This window comes from Streptomyces corchorusii, assembly GCF_001514055.1.
Classification (GTDB): Bacteria; Actinomycetota; Actinomycetes; order Streptomycetales; family Streptomycetaceae; genus Streptomyces; species Streptomyces olivaceoviridis.
Map to the genome: position 1 here is coordinate 1 of NZ_KQ948359.1, position 18,698 is coordinate 18,698.

At 74.4% G+C, this 18,698-nt stretch carries 18 protein-coding genes; 10 read left to right on the plus strand and 8 right to left on the minus strand.

Translation table 11 applies throughout. From position 1 onward, the window contains the following. Positions 1–148: 148 nt before the first annotated feature. Together AQJ11_RS23450 and AQJ11_RS23455 are read right to left on the minus strand one after the other, a co-directional pair. A complete protein-coding gene (locus AQJ11_RS23450; RefSeq protein ID WP_107120863.1) occupies positions 149–1,453 on the minus strand; it encodes an alpha-lytic protease prodomain-containing protein in 1,305 nt (434 codons plus the stop codon). Between the two features lie 92 nt (positions 1,454–1,545). Beyond that, positions 1,546–2,562: a LysR family transcriptional regulator gene (locus AQJ11_RS23455; RefSeq protein ID WP_244218326.1), complete on the minus strand. Its 1,017-nt coding sequence runs from the start codon at positions 2,560–2,562 to the stop codon at positions 1,546–1,548. A 126-nt stretch (positions 2,563–2,688) separates the two neighbouring features. On the opposite strand from AQJ11_RS23455, the gene AQJ11_RS23460 reads away from it, so the two are divergent. The 10 genes from AQJ11_RS23460 (at position 2,689) to AQJ11_RS23505 (ending at position 12,593) form a co-directional block, all read left to right on the plus strand. Continuing rightward, positions 2,689–3,627 carry a helix-turn-helix transcriptional regulator gene (locus AQJ11_RS23460; protein WP_059264270.1) on the plus strand — a complete coding sequence of 313 codons (939 nt, stop codon included), beginning with the start codon at positions 2,689–2,691 and terminating at the stop codon, positions 3,625–3,627. Positions 3,628–3,663: 36 nt separating this feature from the next. Further along, positions 3,664–4,509, plus strand: coding sequence for a dioxygenase family protein (locus tag AQJ11_RS23465; protein ID WP_059264271.1), 846 nt, complete (start codon positions 3,664–3,666; stop codon positions 4,507–4,509). Positions 4,510–4,629: 120 nt separating this feature from the next. Then, complete coding sequence (locus AQJ11_RS23470) at positions 4,630–5,304, plus strand: AIM24 family protein (protein WP_015493185.1); 675 nt, start codon at positions 4,630–4,632, stop codon at positions 5,302–5,304. Between the two features lie 151 nt (positions 5,305–5,455). After that, complete coding sequence (locus AQJ11_RS23475; RefSeq protein ID WP_014670759.1) at positions 5,456–6,496, plus strand: tetratricopeptide repeat protein; 1,041 nt, start codon at positions 5,456–5,458, stop codon at positions 6,494–6,496. Then, on the plus strand, positions 6,493–7,518 hold the full coding sequence (locus AQJ11_RS23480; protein ID WP_059264272.1) for a polyprenyl synthetase family protein: 1,026 nt from the start codon (positions 6,493–6,495) through the stop codon (positions 7,516–7,518). Before AQJ11_RS23475 ends, AQJ11_RS23480 begins: the two co-directional genes overlap by 4 nt. Before the next feature lie 91 nt (positions 7,519–7,609). Beyond that, on the plus strand, positions 7,610–8,569 hold the full coding sequence (locus tag AQJ11_RS23485; protein ID WP_059264273.1) for a threonine/serine dehydratase family protein: 960 nt from the start codon (positions 7,610–7,612) through the stop codon (positions 8,567–8,569). A gap of 153 nt (positions 8,570–8,722) precedes the next feature. After that, positions 8,723–10,303 carry a protein kinase domain-containing protein gene (locus AQJ11_RS23490; protein WP_059264274.1) on the plus strand — a complete coding sequence of 527 codons (1,581 nt, stop codon included), beginning with the start codon at positions 8,723–8,725 and terminating at the stop codon, positions 10,301–10,303. Between the two features lie 50 nt (positions 10,304–10,353). Beyond that, a complete protein-coding gene (locus AQJ11_RS23495) occupies positions 10,354–11,325 on the plus strand; it encodes an LLM class F420-dependent oxidoreductase (RefSeq protein WP_059264275.1) in 972 nt (323 codons plus the stop codon). Positions 11,326–11,443: 118 nt separating this feature from the next. Continuing rightward, positions 11,444–11,872, plus strand: a complete 429-nt coding sequence (locus AQJ11_RS23500; RefSeq protein ID WP_014670764.1) for an SsgA family sporulation/cell division regulator — start codon at positions 11,444–11,446, stop codon at positions 11,870–11,872. A 115-nt stretch (positions 11,873–11,987) separates the two neighbouring features. Next, positions 11,988–12,593 (plus strand): DUF2238 domain-containing protein, encoded by a 606-nt coding sequence (locus AQJ11_RS23505; RefSeq protein WP_059264496.1) that lies wholly within the window; start codon positions 11,988–11,990, stop codon positions 12,591–12,593. Between the two features lie 63 nt (positions 12,594–12,656). On the opposite strand, the gene AQJ11_RS23510 is transcribed toward AQJ11_RS23505, so the two are convergent. The 6 genes from AQJ11_RS23510 to AQJ11_RS23535 form a co-directional block, all read right to left on the minus strand. Further along, positions 12,657–13,151 (minus strand): DUF6328 family protein, encoded by a 495-nt coding sequence (locus AQJ11_RS23510; RefSeq protein WP_014670766.1) that lies wholly within the window; start codon positions 13,149–13,151, stop codon positions 12,657–12,659. 53 nt (positions 13,152–13,204) lie between these two features. After that, the gene (locus AQJ11_RS23515) at positions 13,205–14,188 is read right to left on the minus strand and encodes an aldo/keto reductase (protein ID WP_059264276.1); all 984 of its coding nucleotides are present in this window, start codon (positions 14,186–14,188) and stop codon (positions 13,205–13,207) included. A gap of 119 nt (positions 14,189–14,307) precedes the next feature. Continuing rightward, complete coding sequence (locus AQJ11_RS23520) at positions 14,308–14,937, minus strand: TetR/AcrR family transcriptional regulator (RefSeq protein ID WP_059264277.1); 630 nt, start codon at positions 14,935–14,937, stop codon at positions 14,308–14,310. Next, positions 14,934–16,406, minus strand: a complete 1,473-nt coding sequence (locus tag AQJ11_RS23525) for an MFS transporter (protein ID WP_014670769.1) — start codon at positions 16,404–16,406, stop codon at positions 14,934–14,936. The genes AQJ11_RS23520 and AQJ11_RS23525 overlap by 4 nt, the downstream gene beginning before the upstream one ends. 153 nt (positions 16,407–16,559) lie before the next feature. Then, entirely contained in the window at positions 16,560–17,381 is an 822-nt protein-coding gene (locus AQJ11_RS23530; RefSeq protein WP_208616594.1) for a lipase family protein, read from the minus strand. Positions 17,382–17,415: 34 nt separating this feature from the next. Continuing rightward, a complete protein-coding gene (locus AQJ11_RS23535) occupies positions 17,416–18,636 on the minus strand; it encodes an FAD-dependent monooxygenase (protein WP_244218327.1) in 1,221 nt (406 codons plus the stop codon). Positions 18,637–18,698: the final 62 nt, after the last annotated feature.

Here is an 18,698-nt window from a genome sequence, read left to right on the forward strand (position 1 = left end):
GCCACCGCACGACGGTGCCGTCTGCCCGGACGCTCCGATCGCATCCGGAGTGTCCGGAGTGTCCGGGCGGACGGCGGTTCCCGGGGTCAGCCGCTCACTGCCGCTGCCACAGCGCGGGGGTGTTCGGCGGCTCCCAGCCCTGCTGGGCCTAGTGGGTCTGCAGACAGCGGTAGACGGCGCCGCCGTAGGTGACCGTGGCGCCCGCCTGATAGACGGTGCCGGCCGACCACGTGCCGCCCGGATCACCGGGATCGCCCGGGTCACCGGGACCGGTCGCGGTCGTCTTCAGCGTCAGGCCGTACGACTGGAGGATCGGATTGACCGGCTGGAAGTACGTCGTGCCGCCGCTCGTGCAGTTGCCGGTGCCGCCCGAGGTGACGCCCTGCGCCTGGCTGCCGGAGACGAACGAGCCGCCCGAGTCGCCCGGTTCGGCGCACACCGAGGTGCGGGTGACCCCGGTGACCGTGCCCTCCTGGTAGGTGACGCTGCTGTTCAGCTGCTGCACCGTCCCGCAGTGCCAGCCCGTCGTCGAGCCGGAGCGGCACACGGAGGAGCCCACCGTGGCCTGGGTGGAACCGGTGACCTGCGCGCTGGAACCGTTGACGTACGGCGTCGCCGTCCAGCCGGCGTTCGCGGCCACCCACGCCATGTCGTTGCCGGGGAAGACGGACGCCTGGAAGGTGCCCTGCGCGACCCGGTTGGAGCCGGTGGTGGCACTGCCGGCCCGGCCGCAGTGGCCGGCCGTGGCGAAGCCCTGCTGGGTGCCGCGGGTCACCGGGAAGCCGATCGAGCAGCGACTGCTGTTGTCGATGTAGTACGCGTCGCCGCCGCGCAGGTCGTAGAGCGGACGGGGGTGCTCGGCGGACTTCACGACGCGGACGAGGGAGGCGTCGACGCCGGCCGCCGCCAGCAGGGAGCGTGCGGCGTCCGTGCGTACCGCCCGCACCACCAGCGCGTTGGTCGGGACGTCGACGTACCAGACCGGGGTGTCGGTGGTGGCGCGCCGGGCGGCGACCCGGTCCAGGCGTGCCTTGGCCGCGTCGAGCGCGGCCAGGGAGTGGTCCACCACGCGCGCGGCGGCGCCCTGGGCCCGGATCGCCGGCACGTCGGCCGGGTCCGTGGTGGCGACGGTCAGCGTGTCCGACTCCGCGCCGCGCACCCAGGCGCCCGCGTAGTGCGCGCCCAGCGCTGCCCGCAGCCGGCCGGAGGCGGCGCCCGCCTCCGCCTCGTTGCCCAGGCGGCGTTCGGCCTGCTGCCGGTTCAGGCCCAGATCCCGTTGCAGCGCCCGCAGGAGGGCGGGCGGGGCCGCGTCGGTGCGGAGCGTCTCGGCCGCCGTGGGCGCGGCCGGGGAGTCGGACGGCCGGGCGCTCGCGGAGCCGCTGAGCCCGGCCACGAGCAGGGCACCCGCCGCCACGGCGGCGGCGCACGCGGCTCTGAGGTGTCGTTGGAGCATGGGGAGGTCTCCTCGGATTCGGTGGAGTGCCGGAAACCGTACGGAGCACCCGCCCGCCCCCGTAAGACGTCAACCGACCCCCTGCCCCGGTGTTATGGCAGCCGCGCGTCCCGCCCGCGTGCGCTCACGGACGCGCGCCCGGGGCGGCGGTGCGCCGCGGCCGCCGGTTCCCCGCGCTGGTCGAGCCAGCGGGCGTAGCCGTCGCTGCGTGCCGCCGCGTCCTCGTGTGCCTTGCGGCTCAGCGCGAGCACCGTGGCCGCGGTGCCCGGTCGCTGGCCGGCCGGGCGCCAGCCCAGCAGGTGCCGCCAGACCAGCGGGGTGCCGGCGAGCGGACGGGTGGTGAGGCCGGGCGTCGACGGGAAGGTGGCCCGGCACAGGCCCACGGCCCGGCCGACCTGCACCAGGTGGACGCAGGACGCGGTGTCCGTCTCGTACATGCGGCGGGGGGTGAAGCCGGCCCGGGCGCAGGCCGCGGTGAAGCAGTCGGCGAAACAGCCGTCGCCCGGGACGCACGCCCACGCCTCGTCCGCGAGCGCGGCCAGGTCGATCTCCCGCCCCCGGGCGAGCGGATGGGTGTCGGCGAGCATGACGAAGACCGGGTCGACGGCGATCTCCTCCCAGACCAGGTGCGTGCCGTCGGGCGGGGGCGCGGAGCCGCAGGTACCGGCCAGGGCGAAGTCCAGGCGCCCCTCGGCGAGCAGACCGGCCAGTTCCCGTTCCGACCAGGAGGCGCGGGTGGTCAGGCTGGTGCCGGGGGCGGCGTCGGCGAGCCGGTCCACCAGCGCGCCGAGCAGCGGCCCGTGGGTGCCGCCGAGCCGCAGCCGCTCCCCCTGCCGGCGTCCGCGGGCGAACTCGGCCGCCTCCTGTTGCAGTTCGCTGACCGCGGGGAGCACGACGCGGGTGCGTTCCAGGACCAGTTCGCCGAGCGCGGTGGCCCGCACCCCGTTCCGCCCCCGTTCGAACAGGGCACCGCCCAGGGTCCGCTCGATGCGCCTGAGCTGCGCGCTGAGTGCGGGCTGCGCGAGCCCGAGCACCGTCGCCGCCCTGGTCAGACTGCCGGCCTCCGCGATGGTCCGAAGGGTCCTGAGATGCCGCAACTCCAACTCCATGAGGGGAGCTTGCGATGCCGTGGGGCGCGGGGCAAGAGGTTGGTACAGACCATAGTGCGGTAGGTGATCCCTGCCCGTGAGAAGCGGCGAGCGCTCCGGCTCGCCCGGAGGAGGGGAGCACGAGCCATGCGCGGCACCACCGTCCCACCGGGAACCCCGGGTCTGCCGACAGCCGCCGGGGACGTGCCCCTGCACCGGCTGGAGGTGGCCGGGCCGGGGGACCCGCCGTTCGCCGCGGGCTCCTTCGAGGCGGTGGGGCCGCTGTCCCGGTGGGGCCGTCCGCACCGGCACACGTTCTACGAGATCATCCACGTCAGGTCCGGTTCCGGCACGCACGTCGTCGACCTGGCGCGGTGGCCGGTCCGGCCGCCGCGCCTGGCCGTGGTCCTGCCCGGGCAGGTGCACCACTGGGAAGGCGGCCGGGGCCCGGAGGGGACGCTGGCGCTGTTCACCGACGACTTCCTGCTCGACCACCCCGGCGACCGCGAGGTGCTGCGGCGGCTCGGGGAACGGGGCTGGTTCGCGCTGGACGCCGAACAGGACCGGTCCGTGGGGCGGTTGATGGCCGAACTCGTCGCGGAGCACCGGCAGCGCGCCCCGGGTCACGAGAGCGTCCTGCGCTCGCTGCTGCACGTGCTCGTCGTACGCGCCGCCCGGCTGCCACGGCACGCCGGGGACGGCCGCGACGCGCGGGTGCTGGGCCGGCCGGCCGCCGTCGCCGAGGAGTTCACGCGGCTGATCGCGCGCCCGGAGGCGGCCGGGTGGACGGTGCGGGAGTGCGCGGGCCGGCTCGGCGTGACGCCCGGCTACCTCACCCAGGCGGTACGGGCCGCCACCGGCCGTCCGCCGGGACGGCTGCTCATCGAGGCCCGGGTGTACCAGGCGCAGCAACTGCTCGCCCACACCCGGCTGTCGGTCCGGCAGGTCGCCGCCCGCACCGGCTTCACCGATCCGGCCTACTTCAGCCGGTTCTTCCGGCGGGAGACCGGCAGCAGCCCCGGTGACTTCCGAAAACACCACAGCCACCGCGACCAGTCCCTCGAAGTGCCGCCCGCGCGCCCCTAGTTTCGTTCCGCATCCGACCCCCCACGAGGAGGAGACATGGACGGAGCAGGCAGGGACGGCGCCGGGGCGCAGGAGGAGCCGAGGTCCGGGCGGCTCGTCCACCGCAAGACGGTGCTGCGCGCGGCACTCGCCGCCACCGCCGCGGTGCCCGTCGCCCTGATCGGCGGTCCGGCGCTCGCCCGCACGTTCGTCGCGGGCGGCACGGCGCCCGGGCTCACCCCGCCGTGCGACGACGGCGACCACCCCACTCCGGAACAGATAGAGGGCCCCTACTTCAAACCGGACTCGCCGGAGCGCACGAACCTGCTGGAACCGGGCCTGCCGGGCACCCGGCTGACCGTGACCGGCTACGTCTTCGGCCGGGCCTGCCTCCCCCTGTCCGGCGTCCTGCTGGACTTCTGGCAGGCCGACACCAACGGCGCGTACGACAACACCGGTTTCCGGCTGCGCGGCCACCAGTTCACCGACTCCCGCGGCTCCTTCGCGCTGACCACGATCGTGCCGGGCCTGTATCCGGGCCGGACCCGCCACCTCCACGTCAAGGTGCAGGCACCGCACCGTCCCGTCCTGACCACACAGCTGTACTTCCCGAACGAACCGCGCAACAACACCGACACCATCTTCGACCCCCGCCTGCTGATGACGGTGCGCGACGGGGGCGGTGGCCGGGAGGCGGCGTTCGACTTCGTCCTCGACGTCCCGCAGGACCCCGGCCCCGGTCCCGGTCCCTCCTCGCCCGAGAACACCTGGACGCCTGGGACCGCCTACCGGGCGGGCGACTGGGTCACGTACGCGGCGCGCGCGTACGTCTGCCTCCAGCCGCACACGTCCCGGCCGGGCTGGGAGCCCCCGGCGGTGCCGGCGCTGTGGCAGGCCGCCTGACGGAGAGGGGGCCGCCCGTGCCGGACGACGTGCGCCGGCACGGGCGGGCGCCTGCCCCGGAACGGCCGGTATGTTCCGTGATCTTGGCGGAATGCCACCTTCCGGGACACCATGCCCCGCATGAAGGGTGATCTCTTTTCCAGTCAGCACGTGGTGCAGCCGGCCGTGGAGCCGGGAATGTCCGTCGAGAACGCCAAGTGCATCAAGTACGCGGTGAACGGCGAGATGTACGCCCGGCAGGGCGCGATGGTGGCCTACCGCGGCAGCCTCAAGTTCGAACGCAAGGGGCAGGGCGTCGGCGGCATGCTCAAGCGTGCGGTCACCGGTGAGGGACTGCCCCTCATGGCGGTGCGCGGGCAGGGCGAGGCCTGGTTCGCGCACGAGGCGCAGAACTGCTTCATCGTGGAGGTGGAGGCCGGTGACCAGTTCACCGTCAACGGCCGCAACGTCCTGTGTTTCGACGCCTCGCTCTCGTACGAGATCAAGACGGTGAAGGGCTCCGGCATCGCCGGCGGCGGCCTGTTCAACAGCGTCTTCAGCGGGCAGGGCCGGCTCGGCCTGGTCTGCGACGGCAACCCGCTGGTCATACCGGTGTCGGCGCAGGCGCCGGTGTACGTCGACACGGACGCCGTGGTCGGCTGGACCGCGCACCTGGAGACCTCGCTGCACCGCTCGCAGTCCATCGGTTCGATGCTGCGCGGCGGTTCGGGCGAGGCTGTACAGCTGATGCTCCAGGGTGAGGGCTTCGTCGTGGTGCGGCCGAGCGAGGTGACGCCCCAGAAGGACCAGCACTGAACCTTCACAGGTGATCCCGTAGGGCGGGCAACCCCCGCCGCCGTACCGGCGTCTTGATCATCGACAGACCGAGCCCCGGCCCCTCGGGCCGGGGCGATTTTCCTCGACGCTATACACGCCATGTATACACTCCGTGTATAGAAGGGTACGCATGTACGGCAAGGCTTTCGCCCCGGAGTACCAGGGCACCCTGACCACCCTGTCCGTGAACTCCTCGCTGGTCGACGTGCTGGCCGCCGGCACCGAGCGGCTGCGCGAGGCCGAGCACGCCGGACGCCCCGGCGAGGCGGCGCGCTACGGGCTCGCCGTCGCCGAGGCGCACCGGCGGCTCGGCCAGGTGCGGGACGCCGACCGGGCCTGGAAGGCGAGTTACCGCGCCGCCCGGGAGGCCGGCGACACCGCCGCGATGGCCTGGGCGCTGTGGAGCGGGGGCACGCTCGCCCGGCAGCGCGGCGCCTTCCCGCTGGCCTGGCGGCTGCTGGGGCTCGCGGCCGAACTCGGCGAGCGCGGCGGGGACGTCGTCGTGCGCGGCTACTCGCTGGCCGGCCTCGCCGAGACCGGCCGCATCCAGGGCGACTACGCGGCGGTCGGCCGGCTGCACGAGCAGTTGCTGGCCGAGGCGCGCGAACGGGGTGAGGCCCGGCACACGGTGTGGGCGCTGGAGGGCATCGCCCAGATGCACCGCAACACCGGGGACTACGACAGGGCCTACGCCCTGTTCGAGGAGGCGGCGGAGATAGCCGGCCGGGCCGACGACCGGCGCGGGCACGCCTGGGCGCTGCGCGGACTCGCGGACGTCCTCTCGGTGCGCGACGGCGCCACCGAGCGGGCGCTGGAGCTGCTGGCCGAGGCGGAGGCGACCTGCCGGGAGATGAACCTGTCCAGCGCGCTCGCCTACAACCACAAGATGCAGGGCAACGTCCTGTACCGCGCGGGCCGTCACGCCGAGGCCCGCGAACGCTACGAGCTGGCGCTCGGCGAGTTCCGGGCGATCAGCGAACCGCGCGGCGAGGCGCTGTCCCGGCTGGGCCTCGCCAAGTCCCTCGCCCGGCTCGGCCGCGACCGCGCCGAGACCGCCGCCGAACTCGCCGACCTGGCCCGGACACTGGAGCGCAGCGGGCTGCGGCACGCGCGGGAGATGGTGGCCCGGGCCCAGCGGGAGTTCGGCCTCGACGCGGAGGCCGTGCGATGACGGCGCCCGTCTCGCCGGTGCGGGAGTCCGCCCGGCACGTCCTCGCCCGCTGCGGGGAACTGGTCCGGCCGGAGCTGCGCAACGCGGTGGGGCGGCTGCACCCGTGGGTCGCCGAGATGGCCGCGTACTCCTTCGGCTGGTGCGAGGTCGGCGGGGCGCCGGTCACCGCGCCGGGCGGCAAGGGCGTACGGCAGGCACTGGCGGTCCTCGGGGCCGAGGCGGCGGGTGCCGACGGCCGGGCCGGGATCCCGGCGGCGGTCGCGGTGGAGCTGGTGCACGCCTTCTCGCTGCTGCACGACGACATCATGGACGGCGACGCGACCCGGCGCCGCCGCCCCGCCGTCTGGCAGGCGTACGGCACGGGTCCGGCCGTGCTGGCCGGGGACGCCCTGTTCGCGCTGGCGGTCGACACCCTCGCCGCCGCGCCGGAGGGCGCCGGCGCGGTACGGCTGCTGTCGGCGGCCCTCGCCGAGCTGGTGCGCGGGCAGGCCGACGACCTGCTGTTCGCCACCCGGCCCTGGAGTGGCCCGGACCGGGTGACACCCGAGGAGTACCGGGCGATGGCGGAGGGCAAGACCGGCGCGCTGCTGGGCTGTGCCGCGGCACTGGGCGCCACGCTCGGCGGGGCGCCCCGGGACACGGCCGACGCGCTCGACCGGGCCGGCCGCCACCTCGGGGTCGCCTTCCAGCTCGTGGACGACGTGCTCGGCATCTGGGGCGATCCGGCCGTCACCGGCAAGCCCGTGGGCGGCGATCTGCGGGAGCGGAAGAAGACGTTCCCGGTGCTGGCCGCGCTCGGCTCCCCGGCGGCCCGGCGGCTGCCCGCGCTGCTCGGCCCGGACGGGCACACCGAGGAGGCCGCCGCGCTGATCGAGGCGGCGGGGGGCCGTACGGCGGCCCTGGCCGAGGCCCGGACCCACACGGCCGCGGCACGGGAACTGCTCACCACCGCTCCCCTGGCCGCCGGGGCCGCCGAGGAGCTGACGGAGCTGCTGGAGTCCCTGGTGGGCCGCGCGCTGTAGCCATGATCCGGAACGGCGTTGACCTCCGGCCGCCCGGCGGGTGAAGGTGCGAGCGGCGCGGTCCCGACCCGCGCCGGAAGGGTGGAGCACCGTGATCGAGATCTCGGACATCGAAACCGCCGCCCGGCGGATCGCCGGGCACGTCGTCCGCACGCCGACGGTACCGAGCCCCGGCCTCGGCGCGCTGCTCGGCGTCCCCGTCACCGCCAAGCTCGAACTGCTCCAGCGCACCGGCTCGTTCAAGGCCCGCGGGGCCACGGCGAAGCTGCTGTCGCTGAGCGAGGCCGAGCGGGCGGCGGGCGTGGTCGCGGTGAGCGGCGGCAACCACGGAGTCGCGCTCGCGGTGATGGCGGCGGCCCTCGATGTGAAGGCGACCGTGGTCATGCCGCGCACCGCGCCCGCGCGTTCCCTCGCCCTCGCCGAGGAGGCCGGGGCGGTGGTGCGGCTGACCGACGGCATGGACAGCGCGTTCGAGCTGGTGACGCGGCTGCGGGACGAGGGCCTGACCCTGGTCCACCCGTTCGACGACCCGGTCGTGATCGCCGGACAGGGCACCGTGGGTCTTGAGCTGGCCGAGGACGCCGGGGAGCTGACGGACGTCGTCGTCAGCGTGGGCGGCGGCGGTCTGATCGCCGGGGTCGCGGCGGCCCTGCGCGCCCGGCGGCCCGGGGTGCGCGTGTGGGGCGTGGAGACCGCGGGCGCGGAGGCGATGTCCGGCGCGCTGGAGGCCGGCGGTCCGGTGCCTGTGCCACTGTCCTCCCTGGTCACCACGTTGAGCGCGCCCTCGGCGTCGCGGCTGACGTACGACCATGTGTCCGCGTTGGTCGAGGAGGTGCTGGTGGTCCCGGACCGGGACGCGGTGCGGGGCTGTCTGGACCTCGCCGAGCACGCCAAGGTGTGGGCCGAGCCGGCCGCGGGCTGTCTGCTGCCGGCGGCCCGGCAGGTGGTGGAGCGGGTCGGCGACGGGGCACGGATCGGGCTCGTGGTGTGCGGGGGCAACACGACACCCCGGGAACTCATCGACTGGGCCGGCCGCTTCGGGCTGCTGTGACAGCGCCGCTGTGAGAACTCCGCCTTGAGAACTCCGCCTTGAGGACTCCGCCGCCAGGACCACGCGGGGGGAGCTTTTGGACGCGCCCCTGAACGCTCCCCCGCTCGCCCCGCGTACCTCTGGGAAAGACGAGGCAGGGGTTTTCAGCGAGGGATGACCATGGTCAAGGCGCACGTCTCCGCACGCGAACCGCTCGACGGACGGTACCGGCTCCTGGAGGTCTTCGCCCGCGAGACGAACCGCCTGTGGTGGTACGCCGAGGACGTGGCGGCTGAGCGGCCCCGCCTGGTGGCGCGGACGGCCCTGCCGGAGCCCGTCGGCCAGGACACCGCGCGGCGCGTCACCGCCCGGGTCGTCCGCACCTCCGAGACCATGCGGCTGCTGCGCCCCGGCCAGGTGGCGGCGGTCGTCGACGCCGTGGTGGAGGCGGGCGCCCTGTGGACGGTCACCGAGTGGGTCGACGGCACGCCCCTGGGCGAACTCCTCGCCCAGCAGGGCTCGTTGCACCCGGTGCGGGCGGCCCGGCTGGGCCTGGAGCTGCTGGACGTGCTCCAGGCCGCGCACGACGAAGGCGTCACACACGGCGAGCTGAGCCCCGGCCAGGTCTTCGTGCGGGACGGCGGCCCGGTCCTCGTCACCGGGTTCGGGCTGGCAGGTGCGACGCTCGTGCCCCGGCTGACGGCACCGTCGTACGCCTCGCCGGAGCAGGCCCGTGACGAGCGCATCGGCCCGGCCGCCGACCTGTGGGCGCTGGGCGCGCTGCTCTACACGATGGTCGAGGGCCGGCCGCCGTTCCGGGACCGCGGCCGGCCCGACGCCACGCTGAGGGCGGTGGACCGGCTGCCGCTGCGCACCCCACTGCGCGCCGGGCCGCTCACCCAGGTCGTCCAGGGTCTGCTGCGCAAGGACCCGCGGGAGCGGCCGACCCGGCCGGTGGTCCGCGAGGCGCTGACCCGGGCGCTGCGCGAGGACGCGGACGCGGAGCGGCGGCCGGCCCCGGAGTCCTGGCTGCGCGGCGCGTACCGGGCCGTGCGTCACGCCGGACCGCCGCGGGGCGGACGGGCCCTGGCCGCCGGCACCGCGCTGGCCGTGGTCACGGTGGCCGCGGCGGCACTGGCCGCGTCCGGCGCGCTGTCGTCGGGAACGGACACGGCGGGGGCGCCGCCCCGGGCCACCCCGTCCGGCCCCGCGGCCCGGCAGCCGGGCGGCGGCGCCCCACCCACCCCGACACCCACCTCGGCCCCGTCCTCCAAGCCGGCTCCCGCCCTGCCGGCCGGTTACCGCCGGTACTCCGCCCCGGAGGGCTTCTCGGTGGCGCTGCCCGACGGCTGGAAGCGGCTGACCACCTCCCGGGTGTCCGGCCTGGCCTATCGCGTCACCTTCGGCCGGGACGGCGGACCGTCCACGCTCGCGGTGACCTACAGCGAGCGCGTCGGCCCCGACCCGGTCGCCGTCTGGCGGGACGACGTCGAGCCCGGGTTGCGCAAGCTGCCCGGTTACGACCGCGTCGGCGCCGTGCGGGCGACCACGTACCAGGGCCGCAGGGCCGCCGATCTGGAGTGGCTGGCGGGGTCCGGGGCCGCGCGGACGCGCACCTTCGGGCGGGGGTTCCTGCTGGGCGGGACGCGGGGCTTCTCGCTGCGCTTCACCACCCCGGCCGCGGCCTGGGACGACGCGGCGGACCGGCTGGCGCTGAGGACGTTCCTAGGGACCTTCCGCACGCCGCAGGAGTGACCCGGGCCCGTCGGCCGTTTTCCGGACGCCGACCCGGGGACTCGTCCCCCATGGTGCGAATCGGATACACGATGATGACCGAGCAGGCAGGTCCCCGTGACCTGGTGGATCACGTGGTGCAGGCCGAGGAGTCGGGTTTCGACTTCTCGGTGATCTCCGACCACTACTTCCCGTGGCTGCGCTCGCAGGGACACTCCTCGTACGCGTGGAGCGTGCTGGGCGCCGCCGCCCAGGCCACTTCGCGGATCCCCCTGATGACGTACGTGACCTGCCCCATCCTGCGCTACCACCCGGCGATCGTGGCGCAGAAGGCGGCGACCGTGCAGCTGCTGTCCCAGGGCAGGTTCCGGCTCGGCCTCGGCGCCGGCGAGAACCTGAACGAGCATGTCGTGGGCGGCGGCTGGCCCCCGGTCGACGTCCGCCACGAGATGCTCGAAGAGGCGGTGGAGATCATCCGGGCGCTGTTCGAGGGCGGCCATGTCACGCGTCACGGGCAGCACTACGACGTGGAGTCGGCCCGGCTGTGGGACCTGCCGGAGCAGGCGCCGCCGATCGGCATCGCCGTCTCCGGCGACCAGTCCTGCGAGCTGGCCGGGCGCCTCGCCGACCTGGTGATCGCGACCGAGCCGAAGGCGGGCCTGCTGGAGGCGTTCGACCGGCACGGCGGCACCGGCAAGCCCCGGGTCGGCCAGCTGCCCGTGTGCTACGACCCGGACCGGGAGACGGCGATCAAGCGCGCCCACTCCCAGTTCCGCTGGTTCGGGCTGGGCTGGAAGGTGAACGCCGAACTGCCGCACCCGGACTCCTTCGAGGCCGCGACCCAGTTCGTGACCGAGGACGACGTCGCCTCCTCCATCCCGTGCGGTGACGACCCGGACGCGTTCGTGGAGGCCGTACGGCCCTACGCCGAGGCCGGGTTCGGGGAGGTCGCCCTGGTCCAGATCGGCGGTGACACGCAGCCCGAGTTCCTGGACTGGTCGGCGAAGACCCTGCTGCCGGCCCTGCGGGAGGCGTTCGCCTGACGCCGTACCGCCCCTGCGGCACGCCTCCCGTCCTCGGGATTCAGTCACACGGGTGAGCATTGCGGGCGCAGCGGGGGTACTAGAGGGCCCTACGCCGATCGTCCCGAAAGGCCCCCGCGTGAACTCGTTCGTGCACAAGACCCTGGTGGTGCAGCTCCTCGCGCACGGCACCGGCCGGTGTCCGGTGCTGGCCCACCTCAGCTACGACGCCGACGATCCGTTCGCCGTCACCGCTGTGTTCGCCCACGACGGCAGGGTGCTGGCCTCCTGGCGGCTGGACCGGCAGATGCTCGCCGACGGACTGGCCGGGCCGGTCGGGATCGGCGACGTCCGGATGCGGCCGGAGGCCACCGGCCCGTGGCACGAGCTGCGCCTGGAGTTCCTCGGGGACGCCCGGCCGGACGGCGGCCGGCACCACGCGGTGGTGTTCGCCTGGGCGCCCGCCATCGCCGCGTTCCTGCGCGAGACCTACCAGATCGTCCCACCGGGCCGGGAGCGCCTGTCCGTGGACGAGCTGCTGGCGGAGATCCTCTCCGCGGCTGAGTAGCCGTACTCATGCCGGCGGCCCCGGCCGGGCGCCACGATGGGGCTCCTACGATCCCCAGGCAAGGAGCCCCGCCGTGACCGCAGTGCACCCCGCCCCGCTCCGCGCGCCGCGCCGCGTGCCGCCCGCCCTCTTCGCCGGCGTGGTGGCCGTGGGGCTGGCCGTGTCGGCGTGGGGCGCACGCGACCGCACCACCTGGTTCCTGGAGACGGTGTGGGCGCTGGCCGGGCTGCCCCTGGTGGTGCTGTTCTGGCGGCGCTTCCCCCGGACCGGGCTGCTGTGCGCACTGCTGACCGCGCACGCGCTGGTCCTCGCGGTCGGCGGGCACTACACCTACGCGCAGGTCCCGGTGGGCGACTGGGTGCGCGACACCTTCGGCCTGGAGCGCAACCCGTACGACCGGTTCGGCCACCTGGTGCAGGGCTTCGTCCCGGCCGTGCTGGTCCGTGAACTGCTCAGCCGCACCTCGCCGTTGCGCGGCAGCCGCTGGCTGGCTCCGCTCACGGTGTGCGCCTGCCTGGCCTTCAGCGCCTGTTTCGAGCTGCTGGAGTGGCTGGCGGCCGAGATCGGCGGGCACGGCGCGGACGCGTTCCTCGCCACCCAGGGCGATGTGTGGGACACCCAGTGGGACATGTTCTGCGCCCTGATCGGCTCGGTCCTGTCCCTGCTGCTCAGCGGGACGCACGACCGGCAGCTGAGGGCCCTGGAGGCCCGCCCTTGCTAGGCCCTGTCGTCAAACTCCCGTCTGCCGCGCTCCGGGCGGACGACGGGAATTTGACGACAGGACCTAGCGGTCCGTGCGGGACGTGTGCCGGCGGCGGGCCCACAGCGGCAGGCCGTACCAGCACAGCAGGTACCAGGCGACGACGGCCGCCACCAGGTACGGCACATAGCCGTCGTGGGTGGCCACCCGGAGGATCAGCAGCAGGGACGACGTCATCGTGGCGAGCAGCAGGACCAGGCCGACGAAGGTCATCCGGGACGCCAGCCGTACCGCCTGCGGCTTGACCCGGCGGCCGGAGACCAGGCGGTGCAGGGACACCGGTCCGATGAGGGCGCCGGTCGCGCAGGCGCCCAGGACGACGGTCACGATGTAGATGACCTGGTTGGCGGCGCTGAGCTGCGTGTACTTCGGCTGGAAGACGACGGTCAGCAGGAAACCGAAGAGGATCTGCACCCCCGTCTGCGCCACCCGGACCTCCTGGATGAGTTCGCCCCACATCCGGTCGGCCCGCTCCTCCTCGGTCTCGTTGCGCCCTCTGCGCTGTCCTGCCTCCGTCATGCGGTTGCGTGTAACCGCCCGGCCGTTCTTTCAAACGGTCCGCGAGCCCGCGGCTACCAGCGGTGCTCGACCTGGTCCTTGATCCGGCGCTCGTACAGTTCGCGGATCGCGGCGGACGTCTGCGGCGGCAGCGGCGGCAGCTTGGCCGCGGCGGCGTTGGCGCGGGCCTGCTCGGGGTTGCGGGCGCCCGGGATCACCGTGGTCACGCCGTCCTGCTCGATGATCCAGCGCAGCGCCAGCTGGGCCGGGGTGTAGCCCTCCGGGGCGAGCGCGGCGAACTCGGCGGCGGCCTCGACGCCCGTCCCGTAGTCGACGCCGGAGAAGGTCTCGCCCTGGTCGAAGGCCTCGCCGTGCCGGTTGTAGGTGCGGTGGTCGTTGGCCGCGAACACCGTCTCCTTCGTGTACTTGCCGGACAGCAGCCCGGAGGCGAGCGGCACGCGCGCGATGATGCCGACGCCGGCCGCGCGGGCGGCGGGCAGCACCTCGTACAGGGGCTTCATCCGGAAGGGGTTGAGGATGATCTGCACGCTCGCCACGTTCGGCCGGGCGATGGCGGTGAGCGCCTCGGCACAGGTCTCCACGCTCACGCCGTAGGCGGCGATCCGTTCCTCCTCGACCAGGGTGTCCAGGGCGTCGAACACCGCGTCCGAGGAGTAGACCGGGGTGGGCGGGCAGTGCAGCTGCACCAGGTCGATGCGGTCGACGCCGAGATTGCGGCGCGAGCGGTCGTTCCAGGCGCGGAAGTTGTCCAGGACGTAGTTCTCCGGGACCTGTTCGACCCGGCGGCCCATCTTGGTGGCCACCAGCACGTGCAGATCGGGCCGGCCGCGCAGGAACGAAGCGATGGTGGCCTCGCTGCGCCCGTCGCCGTACACGTCGGCCGTGTCGAAGAAGGTCACCCCGGCCTCGGCCGCCGCCTCCAGGACGGACAGCGCCTCCTTGTCGTCCACGTCGCCCCAGTCGGCGCCCAGCTGCCATGTGCCGAGCCCGACCACCGATGCCCACTGACCCGACCTGCCGATTACGCGTTCGTCCATGACGTCAGTCTGTCATCCGGCCGGGGAGCCCGCGTCGGCGGCCACCCCGGCGGAACTCCCCGGGCTCGCGGACGAGATGAGCCCCTGCCGCACGGCGCTCACCGGCCGGTTCCGCGAGATCACCGCCGGGGGTCCGCCCCGGCCGGGTCCCGCTGGTCGGCACCGGGTGTCAGCTGCGCCTGGACGGCGGGCCCGTAGCGGTCGGCGAGGGCGTCGGTGCCGGTCTCGCGCAGGTGGGGGCCGCGGGCGATGCCGTACATGACGCCGAGGCCGACCAGGGCGGCGACGGCCAGTTCGGCGCGCAGGCCCGCGTCGGGGCCGGCGAGCCGGGCGGCGAGGCGTTCGGTGACCTGGGCGCGGAAGTTGGCGCGCAGGACGTCGCCGTGGTCGCCGTGCAGCGGGGCGAAGGCGATGCGCAGCAGCGGGTCGGCGCCCCGCTCGCGCTGGCTGGACACGACGTGCCGGACCATGTGCCGGCCGAGTGCGTCCAGCGGCGCGTCCAGCAGGGCGTCGGCGTCGGTGTCGAAGGACATCACGCGGGCGAACAGGGCGTCCTTGTTGCCGAAGTACTTCAGGATCAGCGGCGGGCTCACCCCGGCGCGCTCGGCGACGGCCTTGAGGGTGATGTCGGCGTGCGCGTGCCGGGCCAGGAGGTGGCGGGCGGCCTTCAGGATGGCGGCCTTGGTGGCCTCGGCGTCCCGGCGTGCGGGGGCGGGCGCCTGACCGGGTGGCGTGGTCATGGTCCTCATGCTCCCTCCATCGCCTCGTCACGGGCGCCCCGGGTGCCGCTCCGGGCCCGCCGGGTGCCCGGCGCGGGGCCGTCGCCGGGGATGGACAGGGCCGCCGCGCAGGCCGCGAGGGCGACGGCGCCCGCCATGGCGAAGGCGAGCTGGTAGCCGTGCAGGCTGGGCACGGGGACGCCGCCGAGGGGGCTGCTGTGGTGGACGAGGACGGCGGCGACGGCCGCGCTGGAGACGGCCTGGCCGATGGTGCGCATGAGGACGTTGACGCCGTTGGCGGAGGCGGTCTGGGCGGCCGGTACGGCGCGCAGGATGAGGGTCGGCAGCGCGGAGTAGGCGAGGGTGGTGCCGGTCGCCACCACGGTGGCGCCCAGGATGATCATCCACAGGTCGCGGCTGTCGGCGATGCGGAGCGCGTACCCGCAGGCGATGACGGCGGCGCCCAGCGCGAGCGTGATCCGGGGGCCCCGCGTGGCCGAGATGCGGGCCGACAGCGGGGAGAACAGCAGCATGGTGACACCGCCGGGCAGCAGGCAGAGGCCGGTGGCGACGATGGACAGGCCGAGGCCGTACCCGGTGGCCTTCGGCGCCTGCACCAGCTGAGCGGTGACCAGGGAGTTGGCGTAGAAGGCGAACCCGGTCAGCAGGGCCGCCACATGGGACAGGCCCACCCGTGGCCGGGTGACCAGCCGCAGGTCGACCAGGGGCCGTGCGGTGCGCAGCTGCTGCCACCACCACAGGGCGAGCACGGCGACCGCCCCGAGGAACAGTCCGAGGACCCGCGCGCTCCCCCAGCCCCAGGTGCCGCCCTGGGAGACGCCCAGCAGCAGGCAGACCAGCCCGGCGGCGAGGCCGAGGGCACCGAGGACGTCGAACCGGCCGGGTTCCCGCACCGGCGACTCCTTGACCGCCCACCAGGTCGCCGTGACGCCCGCCGCGCCGAGGACGCTGGTCAGCCAGAACATGGTGTGCCAGTCGGCGTACTGCACGACCAGCGCGGCGAGCGGCAGGCCGAGCGCGGCGCCGATGCCGACGGTGGAACTCATCAGCGCCACCGCCGAGCCACGGCGTTCCGGCGGCAGTTCGTCGCGCAGGATGCTGATGGACAGCGGGACCACCGAGGCGGCGGCGCCCTGGAGGGCGCGGGCGGCGATGAGGACGCCGATGTCGGAGGAGAGCGCGCACATCACGGAGCCGACGGTCATCAGGGCGAGCGCGGCGGTGAGCACCCGGCGCTTGCCGTACATGTCGCCGGCCCGGCCGAGGACGGGGGTGAGGACGGCGCCGGAGAGCAGGGTCGCGGTGACCGTCCAGGAGACGGCGGCGGCCGACGCGCCGGTGAGCCGGGGCAGGTCGGGCAGGAGCGGGACGACCACGGTCTGCATGACCGCCATGAGGATGCCGCCGGACGCCAGCACGGGAATGGTGAGCCGGTCGCGCAGCCGGGACGACGGGGATATCGGGGCGGGCTGGTCCATCGGCGCTCCTGCGGGCGGCACGGTGACGGGGTGAATACTCATTCACCTTATCGAGTGAATGGGAATTCACCAACGTTTCCTGACCCGAACGGGGAGGCCGTGAGGACCGGATGCGAACGGCCGGGTCCCGGGGGAAGTCCTGCCCCAGGGCCGTCAGGCCAGGTTCTGCTCCAGGACCGTCAGATAGGTGCGCAGGGAGTGGTCGCGGACGCCGTCGGAGGCGGGCGCGAACGGGTCCGCGGTGTGGCCCCTGGCCCGGTCGCCCAGCGCCGACAGCATGGGCATCGACTCGTGAAGCCGGCCCTTGGAGTCGAAATACCGCAGGGCTCGTACGTGGGTGTAGGCGGGTTCCGGCGGGAGCTGGGCGACGATGTCGTTGTTGTTGACGAAGCGGTACATCCGGCCGCCGAATCCCTCGTGGAACGCCTCGGCCAGCAGCCGGTCGCAGGTGCGGGGCTGGCCGTAGGTGTAGACGCCGTCCGCGGCCAGGTGCGGCTCCTCCAGGTAGAGGCGGGCGCCGGCCAGCATCGCGAGCGCCCCGCCGAGGCTGTGCCCGGTGAAGTAGACGGCCTGGCCGTCGGTGCGCAGTTCGGTGAGGGTGTCGTGGACCGCCGGGTAGACCGACGCGAGGGCCTCGGCGAACCCGTGGTGGACGTAGCCGTGGCCGCCGGGTCCGGGCCGGGGCGGGGTGGTGGCGTCGGAGAGCCAGTCCTTGATCTGGCCGGGTTCGGTGCCGCGGAACGCGGTGACGATCATCCGGTCGCTCGCCAGGGTGCAGGCCTGGGTGTCCTGGAGCGGGAAGGGCGGGGTGAACCGGGTGTGGTGGTGCCGCACCTCCTCGAAGCCCCAGCGGGCGGCCTGCTCCTCGATGGCGGCCCGGTCCCGGTACGCCAGGTCGGCCGCGCGGGCCAGCCAGTAGGCGCGCTGGAGGCTGTAGCCGGTGGAGGTGTGGTCGAACGCGACGGGTACGGCCATGCGAGCTCCTCGGGTGGGGGCGGGACGGAGTTGGCTAGTCCCGGCGGGCCGCGGCGCGGGCGTGCAGGGCGCGGGCGGCGCGCGGGCCGAGCCAGCGCTTGAGCCGGCGCAGCGCCTCCAGCCGTCCGGCCGCCTTGTCCAGGCCGTAGTAGAGCTGGGGCGGGACGTACGGCAGCAGGGGCGAGTGGCGCTGGCCGAGCAGGGCGAACATCCGGTGCGGGGGCAGGTGGACGTATCGGGGCAGGTTCTCGTACCACTGGGCGCTGTAGCGGGCCGCGCTCTGCACGGACAGCAGTTCGGCCTGGCGGCGGCGCTGGTAGGCGGCGAGGGCGTCGGGCAGGGCCGCGTGCGCGCGCAGGGCGTCGGCGAGGCACATGGCGTCCTCCAGGGCGAGGGTGGTGCCGGCGCCGATGGAGTAGTGGGTGGTGTGGGCCGCGTCGCCGAGCAGGACCAGGTTGCCGTCCTGCCAGGTCTCGTTGGTGAGGGTGCGGAAGGTCTGCCAGGAGGCGCCGGAGCGGGCGGTCAGGGGGTGGCCGTCGAGGACGCCCGCGAAGAGCTTCTCCAGCAGGGCGAGGCCCTCCCCCTCGTCGGCGCGGTCCAGGCCCAGGCCGGCGAAGGTCTCCGGGGAGCACTCGACGACACAGGTGCTGTGGTCGCCGCTGTAGCCGTAGCCGTAGGCCCAGATCCAGCCGTGGTCGGTCTCGGTGAAGGCGAAGGTGAAGGCGTCGAAGACCTTGCTGGTGCCGAGCCAGATGTAGGGGTTGCGGCCGGAGGTGATCCGGGTGCCGAAGTGGGCGGCCCGGCGGGTGCGCAGGGCGCTGTGCACGCCGTCGGCCGCGACGACCAGGTCCGCGCCGGCGGGCGGTTCGGTGAGTTCGCTCTCGTACTCCAGGCGGACGCCCAGGGCGCGGGCCCGGGTGGCGAGCAGGTCGAGCAGGCGGTGGCGGCCGATGCCGAAGCCCTCGTCGCCGTGGTGCCGGGTCGTCAGGTCCCGTACGTGGGCGACGCCGTCGCTCCAGCGGACGGAGTGCTCCTCGATCGCCCGCGCCGATGCGGGGTCGTGGGCCTGGAGCTTGTCGAGGAGGCCGCGCCAGTACGTCACGCCCCAGCCATAGGTGGAGCCCTGCGGGTTGCGCTCGTGGACGGTGATGTCACGGGAGGGGTCCTGCCGCTTGAGCAGGATGGCGAGGTACAGACCGGCGGGCCCGCCTCCGACACAGACGACCTTCACGCGCACACCCCTGACAGTCACCATACGTGGTCGATCGGAACCGGAGGGTAGCAGGACGGGGGCGCGCCCGATCGCGTCAGTCTGCC